The following is a 14,280-nucleotide window of genomic DNA, read 5'->3' on the forward strand; positions in this document are numbered from 1 at the left end:
ACGCTCCCGGCCCGAGGCAAACCGGACCTTAGACCGACGCGGCCTCGCGAATGCCGCGGTCGACGTCGATCCGCGACAGCAGAATCGCACCGACCACGAAAAAGACGAGAACCAGCGCCACCCCGGCCCGGCGCGACCCGAATCCGTCAGCCACAAAGCCAAATCCCACGCCGAGTATGCTGCCGAAGCGGGCAAACATGCCCCAGAAGCCAAACATCTGGGCCGAACGCTCCTTGGGCGACAACAATCCGACGACGGTGCGGCTCGAGGCCTGCGTTGCCCCGATACCGGCACCAGCAAAGAGCCCCAGGCCATAAAACAGTTTCTTGGGCTCGACGCCAAGCACGCTGCTCAGCGTGGCCAGGAAGTAGATCCCGAGCACTCCAACGATCCACCAGAACAGGGTCAGCATCACCGTCCGCTTCGGACCGAGCACGCCCTCGAGCATGCCGAAGCCGACGGCGCCGGCCACCGCCGACAACTGTAGGAAGAGAAAGAGCACGACAAATTCGCCACCAGTCAGTCCGATTTCCTCGCGCGCATAGATGCCGACGAACTTGACGATGGCATCGAGGCCTGCCATGTAGACCATGAAGGCAATCAGGAAGCGGAACAGCACCTGATACTGTCGGGCGACGGCAAAGGTGCTGCGCAGCTCGGCCAACCCTGCGCGCACCAGCTGCATCGTAGAGGCATGTTCGAAACCGGGGGCCGGCTTGGAGCGGTTGCGCAGCAGGAGAAAGGTCGGCAGCGCAGCGACCACGAAGAAGATGGCGGTCGCTACCATCGCGACCTGGTTCTGGCTGACGTACCGGGCAGGGTCGGACACGGGGTCCGCCGTGATGATCACCTGCGATGCCAGCACCACGCTGGCGAGGCCGCCGAAGTATCCGATACCCCAACCGAGGCCGGAGATCTTGCCCATGTTGTCGCGGGTGGCAATCTCCGGCAGAAAACTCGCGCAGAACGCCTCGCTCAGCATGAAGCCGGTATTCCCGATCACGATGAGACCGATGGCCAGCCAGATGTTGCCCGGCTGGGCCAGGTACAGGGCCGCCGTGCCTAGAGCGCAGATGAGGCAACTGGCCACGAGCCAGGCCTTCTTGCGGCCGCTCTTGTCGATGATGGCTCCGGTCAGCGGCGACAGCAGAATGGCCGAGACCATCGACAGCAGAATGGCAACCGACCAGTACGAATCGCGCGCGGTGGAATCAGGCGGGACGATGTACGAGACGAAGAAGGCACTGTAAACGGCCGTGATGACGACGGTGGTGTACGACGAGTTGGCAAAATCGAACATCGCCCAGCCGAAGATCTCGCGTCGGGTAACCGGCGGAGACTCGACAAGCACGTCGGACGGAGCCTCGTGCAGCGGGACGGTCATGGCTGGTCCACGGTATGGGTGCAGGAATCTCGGTGCAGCGGCGCGTGCTGGCAATGCGGTTCGGGCTCTTGACCGCCGTCGACCCGCTCGTCAGCTTCGAGCACCATGGCAACCAAACCCCTCCGCGTTCTGCTCGCTGGAGACCACGTCTCCGGCCTTCGCGATGCGATCGTCACGCATCGTCCCGACCTGCCCCTTACCATGAAACCGCTCGCCGAGATCACGGCCGACGACCTGGCCAAGGCCGAGGTCTACGTCGGGTTCCGACAACCGACCGCCGGATGGGGGCAGATCCGGTGGATCCACAGTATCGGAGCTGGCGTCGACGGCCTGCTGCGCGGCGAGCCCCTTCCCGACGGTGTTCTACTGACGAAGAGCAGCGAGGACTTTGGTCCTGCCATCGGCGAGTGGTGCCTGACGCGTGCCCTCTCGGTCAATCAGCGCCTCCGCCTTCTGGCCCAGGACCAGGCGGCAGCCCGATGGTGCAACGACGACGACCGGACGCCTGTCCTGCTGCGCAATCAACGGGTCGTTATACTCGGCACGGGTCAGGTTGGTCGGGGTATTGCCCGGAGTTTCCGGGCACTGGGCTGCAGGGTAACCGGCTTGTCTCGCAGCGGATCACCTGCCGATGGGTTCGACGCGGTGCACCTGGCAGCGTCGTTCGAGCAGGTCATTCCTGGAACGCACTGGCTCGTCCTCGCGGCGCCACACACCCCGCTGACCCGGCGGTTCCTCGATCGCAGCCGGATGCGCGCCTGCAACGGCGCCTACCTGATGAACGTCGGCCGAGGAGCCCTGATCGACGAAGGGGCACTGCCTGAGGCACTCGATCAGGGTTGGCTCAGCGGGGCGGCGCTCGATGTTTTTGAACAGGAGCCGCTGCCGGCCGATTCGCCGCTCTGGCATCATCCCCGCGTGGTGATCTCACCGCATGTCAGCGGACCAAGCACCGTCGAAGGTACCGTCGCGGGTTTCCTCGAGGCGCTGGCCGCCGTCGAGGCGGGAACGACGCCGCGCCTGGCCATCGATCCGAACCGGGGCTACTGACGCTGAAAGCGATCGACGCCGAGCGGAAACCAACTCCGCTCGGCGTCGATGCGCGATGGTATGGGTCGCGCTTGCCTAGAACGTTCCGACCCGCGAGGTGAAGAGGATCTGGCCGGAGCTCGGGCAGGCTCCGGTGACGTTCGCGCCACCGCCCGACACCGTCCACGTTCCGTTGGACCCGGTTGCCGGCGCCCAGGCATTGTTCCACCCGGCCACGCCCGTGAAGTCGGGCGTGGTCAGGTCGACCGCCGTGCCACCCAAGTACGCAGCGGAGGCCATCAGGGAGACGGCCTGGCTGGTGACGCCGGTGGTGGTATACAGCGCCGTGGTCGAGGCCGCGGCTCCCGTCGGCAGCGTATACTGGAACCGGAAGCGCCGGTAGGGACCGCCTTCCGCACCAGGCGTAAGCGCCGCGATCGCTCCCGGCAGGGTCACACTGGTACCCGTCAGCGCGCCCATGAAGATCGAGGCACCCCGTGACGTACCGGCCTGTCCGCCACCCGAGAAGTTGTTGGCGGTGACGAACAGGGAATGCCGGTCGGTGGGCCGCTGCTGCGCAGCAGGCACGCCGTAGATCGAGAACGACGCCGTCGAGGCCTGGCCCAGACCGTACAGCGGATGAACGTTGCACCCGACGCCTGTGTTGTACGCCATGGTGTGGATGACGGATTCACCGCCCAGCAAGCCACCGTTGATGGTGAGCGTCGCAGACGCCGGTGCCACCGCCTCGGAGGCTCCGAAATCCAGGGTCGGCCCGACCGACCCACCGTCGGCGATCGCGGCCGTATTGATGTCGCGTCGGATGATGATCCGGTCATTCGAGCCTGGGCCCGCGACGAGATCGCCTCGATAGGCGACCAGGTCGAAGGTACCGTTCGCCACTCCCTGGATCGACGCCAACGTCTGGATGAAGCTGGCGGAGCCGACGCCGCCGCCGATCGAGACGCTCGCCGTGCTCGTGAACCCGGCGAGACCGGCCGTCTGCGCCGTGAGCGTCTTGCCGCCCGCCTCGATGTCGTCGCACAGGAAGACGGTGTTGATACCGAGCCACTCGGCCTGGCTGTAGTACTGGACCGCCACGGCGCTCGACCCGCCAGATCCCGTCACAAAGGCAAAGGCGCCACGGGATTCGGTGATGTTGAAGCTGTAGACCGTCCCGGTCGGAACCACCCGGGTCCAGGCACCATTGCCATTCTGCACCGCAGCCCAGATCGGCCGCTCCGAGACCGGGCAGGCTGCGACGTCGATACTGACGTTGCCGCTGCCACCCGATGCCGGCGCGACTTGCAGACCGACATTGAGCGTCTTGTTTGCCAGACCAGTCGAGCTGCCTGTGACCGTCACCTGCTGCGCACCAGTCGCTGCGCCGGACGCGGCCTGGATCGTGAGAGTCGAGGTATTGCCGGTGGTGCTGGTCGGGTTGAGCGTCGCGGTGATTCCGGCCGGCAGCGCGCCGACCGACAGGGCAACCGGAGCGGTCAGATTGCCAACCCGGTTGATGTTGACTGTGACGTTGACCGATGTCCCGCCCGCCTGAACATTGACGGTCCCCGCCGGCGCGAGCGACAGCGAATAGTCTGGCGCAGGACCGGTAACCGTCAGCGTCAGCGTGACCGTCTTTGGATCGAAGCCCTCGGCCTCGCTCCGTACGATCAGGTCATAGTTACCGGGAGCGACAGCGCCGCCGACCTGGATCGAGAGGGTCGATGTTGTCCCCGTTGTGGCTGGCGGCGTAAACGAGGCCGTGATACCAGGCGGGGTTCCGCCCTGCAGCGACAAGCTGACGCTGCCCGTGAAGTTGGTTCGGGTCAGGTTGACCGTGGTCTCTCCGCTGGCACCCTGGGCAAGCGAGAGAGTCGACGAGGAGAGCCCGAGCGTATAGGATGGTGGCGGCGGCGCAGCAGTGATCGTCAGCTGTACCACAGTAGTAGCCGCAGAGACTCCGTTGCCGGTCGCCCTGATCGTCAGTGGATACGTACCCGCTGCTGCGGTTCCGGCGCCGATCGTCAGCGTCGAGGTCGAGGTCGTGGTGAGCGATCCTGGCGCGAAGTTGGCCGTGAGCCCAATCGGCGATCCCTCGACCGACAGGGTGACTGCCTGGTCGTAGTTGGTCCGCGTCAGCGCAATCGCCACCGTGTTCGAGGCGCCCTGCGCGATGCTCAACGCGGTCGGGTTGGCTGAGATGGCAATGCTCGCCGGAATGGCGGTGACCGTCAGGGTCACAGGCACGTTCACGGTTGCAACTCCAGCTCCCGATGCGGTGACCGTCAGGTTGTAAGTACCTGCGGCAACATTATTTGCCACGTTGACCGTGACCGTTCCGGTGGTCGTGCCGCCGCTGGTAGCTACGTTCGACGCGGCAGCCGTCACACCTGCGGGTGCACCAGTCGTTTCGATCGAGACGGCCCCGGTAAACCCGCCGCTCCGGGTGATCGTTGCCGTGAGGTTGTCCGAGCCACCCTGAGGTGCCGTAAGCGCCGTCTTACTGAGAGAGAGGGCGATTGCCGGGGTACCCGGTCCCGAACCACCATCACCGGGATCAGAACCGCATGCCCCGAGGCCGAGAGCGACCGCCGTCGCAGCAAGCCAGCGTGTCCACCTGCCCATGAGTTGTCCTCGTAATAGATACTGGTATGGTTTGTTGATGTGACGAAGTCGCACCTTGCAGCAAGAATAGTTCCTTTTTCCTGGAAGGCATCTCCCAGCCATGCCAAGCGATGCTGTCAGCGCAGGCAACGACGCCGCTGGGCTGATTGCACGATGCCAGGCGATCCTTTCGCACGGGTCGGCGAGCTTCTCGAGGGCCGCCCGGTTGCTCGAGCGAACAACCCGCGAAGGCTGCGTGCTGCTGTATGCCTGGGGTCGTCATTGCGATGACGTGATCGACGGTCAGACGCTCGGACAAGGCCAGCAGCGGGTCGACGCCGAGCTCTTGCCTGCGCGGCTGGCTCGATTGCGGGCCGAGACGGAGCGCGCGCTGACGGGTGAAGCCACCGAGCTTCCCTTCCAGGCGCTGGCCTTGCTGGTCCGCCGTCACCGCATTCCTCCGGACCTGCCCCGTGCCCTGCTGGACGGCATGGCAATGGACGTCGCCGGCAGGCGCTATCAGACCCTGGACGAGTTGACCGACTACTGCCATTGCGTGGCAGGCGTGGTGGCGATCATGACCGGACGGATCATGGGCCTCGAACGCACCGTTCTTCTCGATCGGATGGGCCGCCTCGGCCAGGCGGTCCAGCTCACCAACATTGCCCGCGATCTGGTCGACGATGCGGGTGCAGGCCGGATCTATGTCCCACTCGGATGGTTGCAGGCCGCCGGCATTCCCGACACGGGTCTCGGATGGACGAGTCGTCGGGCGGCGCTGGCCGGGGTGGCGCGGCGCCTGCTCGACGAGGCCGATTCCCGTTATGCCGAGGCCGATCCCGTCATTGCGCAGCTTCCAGCCAGGTCGGCAGCCGCCGTCGCCGTGGGGCGAGCGCTCTACTCAGCAATCGGCACCGAGATCCGGCGGCGGGGGCCGCGGGCCTGGGACAGCCGCGTGACCGTCCCGAATCTACGGCGAAGCGTCCTGACGATGACCTGCCTGATCCGGACGATTGGCCGACGGCTCCGGCCGACGGGTTGAACCGCCTCCGCTACACCTCGGGATCAACCGGTCACGCAGGTTTCCTCACAGAACAACCCAGTCGACGGGCGGAAGATCGACCCGAGCCGGATTCCCGGCGGGGGCGCCCGTTCGATCAACGCCCGCCCTGCAATGACTCGAGGCGAGAGGACTTCAGATCCGCTGCTACCGCAGGGCGATCGACGGTCGGGCGCGCCTCGGCGTTTCGACGCGCCCCCCGGGCGCAGGCGTGATGGCCCGCAGGGCGTCACGCGGCGGCATCAACCGCTCCAGACTGCGGCGGTCCAGCTCGAAGATGAAGGGACTGCCTCGCATCGTGATCAGTGGCTCACCGCGCTGACCCAGCCGCATTGCCAGCGCGACGAGCGTATCACCGCGTGCGTCGAGCGCTATCAGTCCCCGCTGATCATCACCATAGCCGGTACTGTCGCGGGAAAAGCCCACCGCGTACTGACGATTCAGGGCCATCAGCAGGTCCCCGACGGCATCGGGACTGGCTGGCAGCCCATCGACTGTCCAACCGGGCTGACCGCGACGCAGACTGAACCTGTCAGCCCCCCACCGGAGCAGCACCGTCTCGACGGCCGACGTGTCAATGGTCAGCACCGTCAGGTCACGCCAGTACACCAGCGGCTGCCGCATGGCGTCGAAGAACCCGCCCCTGACCAGGTACACCTCATCGCTGCCCGGCAAGCGAACGTAGCCGCCGGGCTGCTGCGGTCCGGGACGCCCAACCAGGAGACGACTCTGGCTGCCGTCGGCATGGACGACGGTGAGACTGCGGGTGCTGTCATCCGCCACGCCGAGTCGACCATGGTTGGCCGGGTTGCTGGCGGCGATCTCGAGGGGCACGGCCTCGGTCAAATCGACCCAGAGCCGATCGATGACCACCGTATCGGCCGGCAGGCCATTGACCTGCCAGCCAGCCTCCGTCTTCTGCACCTCGTACGTTTCGGTCGGTCCCGCGATCTCGAATCGCGTCACGTCGCGTCCGTCGAGCCGCGCCAGCAACTGACCTAACGGGTGGAACTCGCCCCGTTGTGAATCGCGACCGGCCCACCGCTGCACCCCGAACGCGAGAAGGGCAGCCAGCAGCACGAGCAGGGCGATGCGTAACCCGCGCTCACTCATCTCGATCGCCTCATTGCCAGGGCCGGTCGACCGAACGTCGACGCCACAGCACGCGGATCAGACCGAACAGACCAACCAGCACCGGCACGCCGAGCAGGTTGGCCCACTTGAAGAGATCCCGTTCGAGCGGCGTGGCAAACACCAGTGGTGGCGGGGTCCGATCCTTGGATCGGATCCGAATCAGGCGCTCGTCCTGAAGCAACCAGTCGATCGCGTTGGTCGCAAAAATCAGATTCTGGACGTTGCCGCGAACGAACCGATCCTCCAGAAAGTCTGCGTCGCCCACCACGACCATCCGACCGGCGGTACCCGACTCCGGCACGGCGACAGCCACGTTCTGCCTGGCAAGCGAAGACGTGTCCGGATAGAACGGGTAGTCCGGCGAAACCGGTGAGGCGCTCGGGGTGTGCCGTCCGGCTGACTCCGTCGTGGTCCAGAGCACCGGTGTTGCTACCGTGTCGAGCACCTCGAGCGCCGTCGGCCAACCCAGGGTCAGCGCCGACAGACCGGCCGTGGCTGGGTGCGCCGCCGCTCGAAGCACCCGCGGCCAGGGGGGAAACGGCGCCGAGTAGGGTCGGCCATCGCGTTCACCGCGCGAGACCACCTCATTGGACTTGAGGTCGAACACCATTCCGGGCGCCAGTCCGACACCTCGCCCCGAAAGCAGCGCTTCGAAACCCGTGGTGATCGGATTGGCCAGCTGGGCAATCCCGACATCGGTGCGATCCAGCAGAAAGAGCACCGGTCCGCCAGCATCGAGGTACCCTCGGACACGCTCGACCACCAGTGGCGGCACAGTCTGGCGCGGGCCGGCGACGATCAAGACGTCGATCGAGTCGCGTCCGAGGGCCGGCATCGCAACGCTGTCGCTGAACGCGGCGCCGACCTGGTAACGATTCTCGAGGATGTCCCGCCAGATGTTGTAACTGTAGGCGGTTCGCGCATCGAAACCGGTCAGAAACGCGATCGAAGGCCGTTTGCCGGATGTCAGCGACGCAATGCTCGCAATCAGGCGATACTCGAGATCATCAGTCTGCTGCAGCACCGGGAAGGTCTGCTTCTCCTCGGCGTACTGGATCACGATGCCCAGCCAGCCGCGCCGCACCTGGAACTCATCGCCCCGAAGGCTGCTGAACTGGAGCGGACGCAGGCCGTACGAGGCCGCCTCCTTTTCCGCCTCAGGGTCGGTATCGGGTCGGAGCTCTTCGGTGCGAATCCGCCCGCCGCTGGCCGCGCGGAAGTCGCCCAGCAAGTCGCGGATGTCGCGAACGGTTCGCTGGACGTCGGGCGGCAGCGCGCGAGAGGCGAAGAGCTTGATGGTGACCTGATCGTCGAGCGAACGGAGCACGTCACGGGTTGCGTCCGAGAGCGAGTAGAGTCCCTGGGACGTCAGATCGAAGCGCTGTCGCAGTCCGCTGCCCGCGGCATTGACGGCAATCACGGCCGCCACGATCGCGGCGGTTCCGAGTTGCAACCGACGGTGCCCGCTGCGCACCTTGCTCAGACGGCGGCGCACCAGGATGCCGTAGGCAAAGGTGCCGAACAGGAGCGCGGTCGAGGCAAAGTAGAGCAGATCGCGAAGGTCGAGCGCACCACGAGCCACGGGCTCGAAGTGCGTCAGGATCGACAGATTGCTGGCCCAGACCGCCACCCGGTCCGGCAAGGCGGTCAAGAGGACGGGCTCGCCCAGAAAGACCAGACTCCAGCTGACCGCCAGACCGAGAATGAAGGCCGTGACCTGGTTCCGGGTGGCACTCGACGCCCAGACGCCGATGGCCGTCATTTGCGCAGCAAGTAGGACGGCACCGAGATACTGTGCTATCATGATGCCCGGATCGGCATCGGACAGCAGCAGCACGCCGATCGCGGTGGGCAAGGTGCCGATCAGCGTGGTCAGCACGAACAGCAGGTTGCCCAGGAGCTTGCCCAGCAGCAGGTCGAGTTCTGAGAGCGGTTGCGAGCTCAGCCAGTCGAGCGTGCCGCTGCGGCGCTCCTCAGCAAACGCACGCATCGTCATGGCCGGAATGAAGACGGCAAACAGCCACGGCAGCAGCAGGAAGACGGTCCGAAGCGAGGCCGTCCCGCTGCCGTACAGGGTCCGGAACGCAACGAAGAGCGCCAGCAGCAGGAACGCAATCAGCAGGATGTAGGCAGTCGGGTGATCGAAGTACCCCTTGACCTCCCGTCGGGCTACGCGCCAGATCTGTTTCATGAGCGCTCACCCCCCGGCGTGCCGAGCAGGCTGTCGCCTTCGGAGGTGAGGGTCTGAAACAGCTGCTCGACGGTTGCCCGTTCGCGGTACAGCTCCCAGACTACTCCTCCCTGGCTGACCACGGCTCGCGAGAGAATCGGGCGGAGATCGTCACTCTGATCGGTTACCAGTCGGAGCCTGACTCGACCCTCGACCGTGTCGATCGAATGGTCGACCAGGCCCGAAAGGCTGCCCACCAGCTGGGCAGGGTCGACGCCCTCCGCTTCCAGCACGTAGCTCGCTCGGCCCCGACCGGCGGCGAGCAGGTCTGCCACGCCACCATCGGCCACCAGACGACCACGGTGAATCACCAGCAGCCGAGTGCAGGTCGCTTCGACTTCCTGGAGCACGTGGGTACTGAGCAGTACGGTGCGGTCGCGCCCGACATCGCCGATCAGCTTGCGAATCTCGAGGCGCTGATTCGGGTCGAGTCCCTCAGTCGGCTCGTCCAGGACCAGGACATCAGGACGGTGGAGCACGGCAGCCGCCAGCCCGACCCGCTGTCGGTACCCCTTGGACAATTCGCTGATAGGGCGGTGGTAGACATCCTGAATCGCAGTCTGCTCGACCGCGTCGGCCAGTGCGGACCGGGCTGCTGTTCCCTGCAGATCGCGCAAGGTCGCGGCATAGGTCAGGAACTCGTGCACCAGCATGTCGACGTACAGCGGGTTCGACTCCGGCAGGAACCCGATCCGCCGCTTGGCCGCAATCAGGTCCTCGCCGATCGAACGCCCCTCGAAGCTGACGGCACCGGCGTCGGGCTGCAGCATCCCGGTCAGCATTCGCATCATGGTCGTCTTGCCGGCGCCATTGGCGCCCAGAAATCCGACGACCTCTCCGGGGTCGATCCGGAAGCTGACGTCGTCAACGGCGTGAATGGCGCCGAAATACTTGTGGACCGACTGGACGGCAATCATAGTGTGCGCAGCCGAACCGAAACGGCGAGGTCAAATCGAGGCAAGGTCTTCTCGCGGGACGGAGGTCTGTTTGTCGTCAAACGCCAACACAGCGGGGCGCGATCGCAGGTTCGGGAATCTAGTCCGTCGAGACCGAATCAGCGACGGTTCGGGAGCTGCGAACCCGTCGCGACCACGCAGCGGGTCCATTAACTTGCCCCCGTGACCAGCGATTTGGCGCTCCATGGTTATTCGGTCGTCCCGAGTGGGTTGACGGCTGAGGTCGTAGCAGAGTTGCGTGCCCAGGTCGACCCCATCCTGACCCGCCACGCCGAGCGCGGCGGAGTCCGCGATCTGTTTCAGCACCTTCCGTCGTTGGTCCCGCTCGCCGTTGGCCCCCTGCAGCAGCTCGTCGCCCCAACGCTCGGCCAGGGCGCGGTAGCCGTTCGGGCCCTGCTGTTCGACAAGACGCCGGTGACCAACTGGAAGGCCACCTGGCACCAGGACGTCACGATCTCGGTGACCGAATACGCCGATTGCCACGGTTGGGGCCCCTGGTCTCGTAAGGCCGGTGCCTGGCACGTCCGCCCGCCGGCCGCCGTCCTGGACCGGATGCTGACCCTCCGGTTACATCTCGACCCGTGTGGCCCCGACAACGGCCCGGTCCGCGTCATCCCGGGATCACACCAAGGTGGCCGATTCTCAGACTCAGAGCTGGAGCGAGTGGCGCGGAGCTCAGCCCCGGTCGACTGCCTCGTGGCCGAAGGGGGCGTCCTCCTGATGCGCCCCCTGATCCTGCATGCCTCAGCACCTGCGGCGGCGCCGAGTCACCGTCGAGTCATTCACATCGAGTACGCCTCTGCCGACCCGCTGCCGGACGGCTTTCACTGGGCTGAAGCCGTCGCCTGACGGCTCGTTGCAACCTTCTTCACGCCACAGGCATCCTGAAATTCTTCGGCCCTGACCGCCGGGGGACGGATGATATCTTGCAGCATCTCCGCCTAAACCAACCTGGAACGAAGTCGGAACCCCATGGCGAACTTCAAACGACGGCGCCCCAAGAATCGCAGGGCCGGATGCCTGCTCTGCAAGCCCTGGAAAATGAACGGGTTTGCGCGAACCAAACGAGCCGATGGCGAACGGTTCGGCAGTCACCGTGCCCGATCCGGTGCGCTGGCCGCGATCCAGGAGTTCCGCCGCGGCAACGCCTGCGACTGAGCCGCCCCCGACCCGTTCAGGGCCTGGCTGCCGCCCGGTGCCAGCCGAATCCGTAGTAGAAGACGAGACCAAGCGCGAGCAGACCGATGCCGATCAGCGTGTCGACCGGCTGCTCGAGTGTGGTGTTGATGATGAGAAACGCGGCAAACGCCGAGAAGATCAGCGGCGTGAAGGGATAACCCCAGCTGCGGTAGGGCCGGTGGAGCTCGGGCTCGCGTTGCCGGAGCACCATGACACCGACAGCCGACATACCGTAGAACAGGAACGAGGCAAAAACGACATAGGTCGCAAGCTGGTCATAGGTTCCTGACAACGCGAGCAGTGACGCCCAGACACCCTGCACCAGGATCGAGGTCGTTGGCACTGCGTACCGCGGGCTCACTCGACCGGCCCAGGCGAAGAACTGTCCGTCGCGCGCCATGGCGAAGGGGACCCGCGCGGCGGTAAAGACGATTCCGTTGTTCGACCCGAGTGTCGACACCAGCACGGTGAAGGTCACCACCACGGCACCCGCCGTTCCGAGAACCGCGGTGGCTGCGTCGGCCGCGACACGGGGTGACTGCGAAACGCCCTGATGCCCGAGAACATAGGTGAACGCCACCGCAACGGTGACGTAGAGAAGCGCGACCAGGGCGGTCGAGAGTATGATCGAGCGCGGCATGTCGCGCGCCGGGTTCCGCATCTCACTTCCAACGTACGTGATCTCGATCCAGCCATCGTACGCAAAAAGCGCGGCAACCAGCGCCAGGCCGAACGGGCCGATCAGACTCGTCCATGACTCGGTCGGCCAGAAGGGCTGGAGATTCTCTGCGGAGCCACCAGGCAACAGAAAGCAGAGAGCCGCCAGCCCGACGATGGCGACGATCTTGAGGACCGTGAGCACGTTCTGCAGCACGACGCCGAGGCGGAGGCCAAAGCAGTTCATCACCGACAGGCCCATGATCGATACGACGGCCGCGACCTTGACGCCGGCCGACCCCATGGGAATCAGGTGGGACAGATAGGTCGCGAAGCCGACGGCAATGGCTGCGATCGACCCCGGATTGATGATGATGGCACAGGCCCAGCCGTACAGATAGCCCCAGACGGGGCCGTAGATCCTTTTGAGGTACACGAACTGACCGCCGGCCTTGGGCATGGCGGCTCCCAGCTCGCCCAGGCAAAGCGCACCAAACACCGACACGATCCCGCCGACGATCCAGACCATCAGACTCGGCGCAACGGACCGGAAGCTGAGCGCCACCACGGCCGGCATCAGGAAGATGGCCGAGGCCACCATGGTGCCGACGTTGATCGTGATGGAGTCGAAGAGCGTAAGCTCGGGCTTGAGCCCGTCGTCCGACTGCGGGGCGGCGGTCATGGGATCCTTGCAATGATCGGGAGCGTGGACGATCCGGCAACCGAAGCCTGCGGACTCGGCGCCGGGACAGCGGCGTAGCAAGCCACAGTCGAAAGATGCGACCGGTTCCGCAGCAGCGGAAGCTGCTCGGCCGGACCGACCTGACTGGCGGGTCCGCCGGAAGATCGGTTTATTCCCGGATCGTCTACCCGCGACAACCGAGTTCCATATGGCCGTCCCGACTCGCTCTCCGGTGCGCCGCTGGCTGCGGCGGCTCTTCAAAACGCTTGCCGTCGCCCTCGTGCTCGCGTTGGTGGCCGGGCTCATTTACGAGACCTTGGCGCGGCGGCGTTCGGCCCGCGACTTCCCGGCTCCGGGGGAGCTCGTCGACCTCGGCACCCGACGGATCCACCTCGACTGCCGGGGTCAAGGCACTCCGATCGTGGTGTTCGAGGCAGGCCTGGATACCTATGGCTCGCTGAGTTGGAGCCCGGTTCACGACTCGATCGCCGCAACCACCCGTGCCTGCGCCTATGACCGTGCCGGCGTGATGTGGAGTGATCCGTCGCCAGACCTCCGCAGCGGGATTGCGGTGGCCCAGGATCTCCATGCGGCGCTCGCGGCCAGCGGCGAATCGGGGCCCTTCGTCCTGGTCGGGCATTCGCTTGGTGGGCCCTATTCGATGATCTTCACCAAGTACTTCCCCGATCAGGTGGCAGGCCTCGTCTTCGTCGATGCGTCGCACCCTGATCAGTTTCACCGCTTTGCCGAGATCACCGGAGAGGTGGCCGAACCGCCCCTGGGTGTCCTCAGAGTCCTGAGAGCGTTGGCTCCGACCGGGCTGCCACGGCTCCTGTCCGGCCTGACCCGGAATGCAGCCATCCCCGACAGCATCAACCGGACCCTGGGCGCGTACTTCTCGACCTCACTCGGCCCGATGATCGACGAGGCGGCGTCTCTCGAGGCGACGGTCACCGAGGCGGGAACGTTCCGCACGCTGGGCAACCGCCCCCTCGTCGTCCTCACCGCAATGCAGCCGCTCGACAGCGCCGGACTCTCCGCGATGAAAATGACCGCGGAGCAAGGAGTGCAGTTTCGCCAGGTCTGGAAAACGCTCCACATCGATCAAGCCAACTGGTCCAGTGTCAGTCGGCACGAGCTGTATCCGGAAGCCGGCCATTACATCCAGATCGATCGACCCGACGCGGTCATCCGGGCCGTGCGTGACGTGGTCAGTGCAATCCGAACCGGCACTCCGCTGGTACCTGTCGCTGCCGCCGACAGTGGGAATGCCAGCCCCCAGGGCGCGATGTGAGCCTAGATCCACCAGACGGCCTCGGCAGAACGATTCTGTTACTCACGATGTAAGACAAGTATTTACTA

11 protein-coding genes are annotated in these 14,280 nt (G+C 65.5%); 5 read left to right on the plus strand and 6 right to left on the minus strand.

The window, feature by feature from the left end; translation table 11 throughout:
• Window positions 1-28 precede the first annotated feature (28 nt).
• Entirely contained in the window at window positions 29-1,384 is a 1,356-nt protein-coding gene (locus tag KF785_05165; GenBank protein MBX3146138.1) for an MFS transporter, read from the minus strand.
• A gap of 105 nt (window positions 1,385-1,489) precedes the next feature.
• Between KF785_05165 and KF785_05170 the strand changes: the two genes are divergently transcribed.
• Window positions 1,490-2,434, plus strand: coding sequence for a D-2-hydroxyacid dehydrogenase (locus KF785_05170; GenBank protein ID MBX3146139.1), 945 nt, complete (start codon window positions 1,490-1,492; stop codon window positions 2,432-2,434).
• 75 nt (window positions 2,435-2,509) lie between these two features.
• Here KF785_05170 and KF785_05175 read toward each other — a convergent pair whose 3' ends face one another.
• Window positions 2,510-5,041: a hypothetical protein gene (locus KF785_05175; protein ID MBX3146140.1), complete on the minus strand. Its 2,532-nt coding sequence runs from the start codon at window positions 5,039-5,041 to the stop codon at window positions 2,510-2,512.
• Window positions 5,042-5,141: 100 nt separating this feature from the next.
• On the opposite strand from KF785_05175, the gene KF785_05180 reads away from it, so the two are divergent.
• Window positions 5,142-6,062: a phytoene/squalene synthase family protein gene (locus KF785_05180; GenBank protein MBX3146141.1), complete on the plus strand. Its 921-nt coding sequence runs from the start codon at window positions 5,142-5,144 to the stop codon at window positions 6,060-6,062.
• Window positions 6,063-6,227: 165 nt separating this feature from the next.
• On the opposite strand, the gene KF785_05185 is transcribed toward KF785_05180, so the two are convergent.
• The 3 genes from KF785_05185 to KF785_05195 are packed head-to-tail and all read right to left on the minus strand — an operon-like array spanning window position 6,228 to window position 10,361.
• Window positions 6,228-7,193, minus strand: a complete 966-nt coding sequence (locus KF785_05185) for a DUF4340 domain-containing protein (protein MBX3146142.1) — start codon at window positions 7,191-7,193, stop codon at window positions 6,228-6,230.
• 10 nt (window positions 7,194-7,203) lie between these two features.
• On the minus strand, window positions 7,204-9,405 hold the full coding sequence (locus KF785_05190) for a Gldg family protein (GenBank protein ID MBX3146143.1): 2,202 nt from the start codon (window positions 9,403-9,405) through the stop codon (window positions 7,204-7,206).
• The gene (locus tag KF785_05195; GenBank protein MBX3146144.1) at window positions 9,402-10,361 is read right to left on the minus strand and encodes an ATP-binding cassette domain-containing protein; all 960 of its coding nucleotides are present in this window, start codon (window positions 10,359-10,361) and stop codon (window positions 9,402-9,404) included. Before KF785_05195 ends, KF785_05190 begins: the two co-directional genes overlap by 4 nt.
• 201 nt (window positions 10,362-10,562) lie before the next feature.
• On the opposite strand from KF785_05195, the gene KF785_05200 reads away from it, so the two are divergent.
• Window positions 10,563-11,249 (plus strand): phytanoyl-CoA dioxygenase family protein, encoded by a 687-nt coding sequence (locus KF785_05200; GenBank protein MBX3146145.1) that lies wholly within the window; start codon window positions 10,563-10,565, stop codon window positions 11,247-11,249.
• Window positions 11,250-11,372: 123 nt separating this feature from the next.
• Window positions 11,373-11,558, plus strand: coding sequence for a hypothetical protein (locus tag KF785_05205; protein MBX3146146.1), 186 nt, complete (start codon window positions 11,373-11,375; stop codon window positions 11,556-11,558).
• A gap of 16 nt (window positions 11,559-11,574) precedes the next feature.
• On the opposite strand, the gene KF785_05210 is transcribed toward KF785_05205, so the two are convergent.
• The gene (locus KF785_05210; GenBank protein MBX3146147.1) at window positions 11,575-12,918 is read right to left on the minus strand and encodes an amino acid permease; all 1,344 of its coding nucleotides are present in this window, start codon (window positions 12,916-12,918) and stop codon (window positions 11,575-11,577) included.
• Between the two features lie 208 nt (window positions 12,919-13,126).
• On the opposite strand from KF785_05210, the gene KF785_05215 reads away from it, so the two are divergent.
• Window positions 13,127-14,212, plus strand: a complete 1,086-nt coding sequence (locus KF785_05215; GenBank protein MBX3146148.1) for an alpha/beta hydrolase — start codon at window positions 13,127-13,129, stop codon at window positions 14,210-14,212.
• Window positions 14,213-14,280 lie beyond the last annotated feature (68 nt).

The sequence above is a fragment of the Gemmatimonadales bacterium genome, assembly GCA_019637315.1.
Classification (GTDB): domain Bacteria; phylum Gemmatimonadota; class Gemmatimonadetes; order Gemmatimonadales; family GWC2-71-9; genus SHZU01.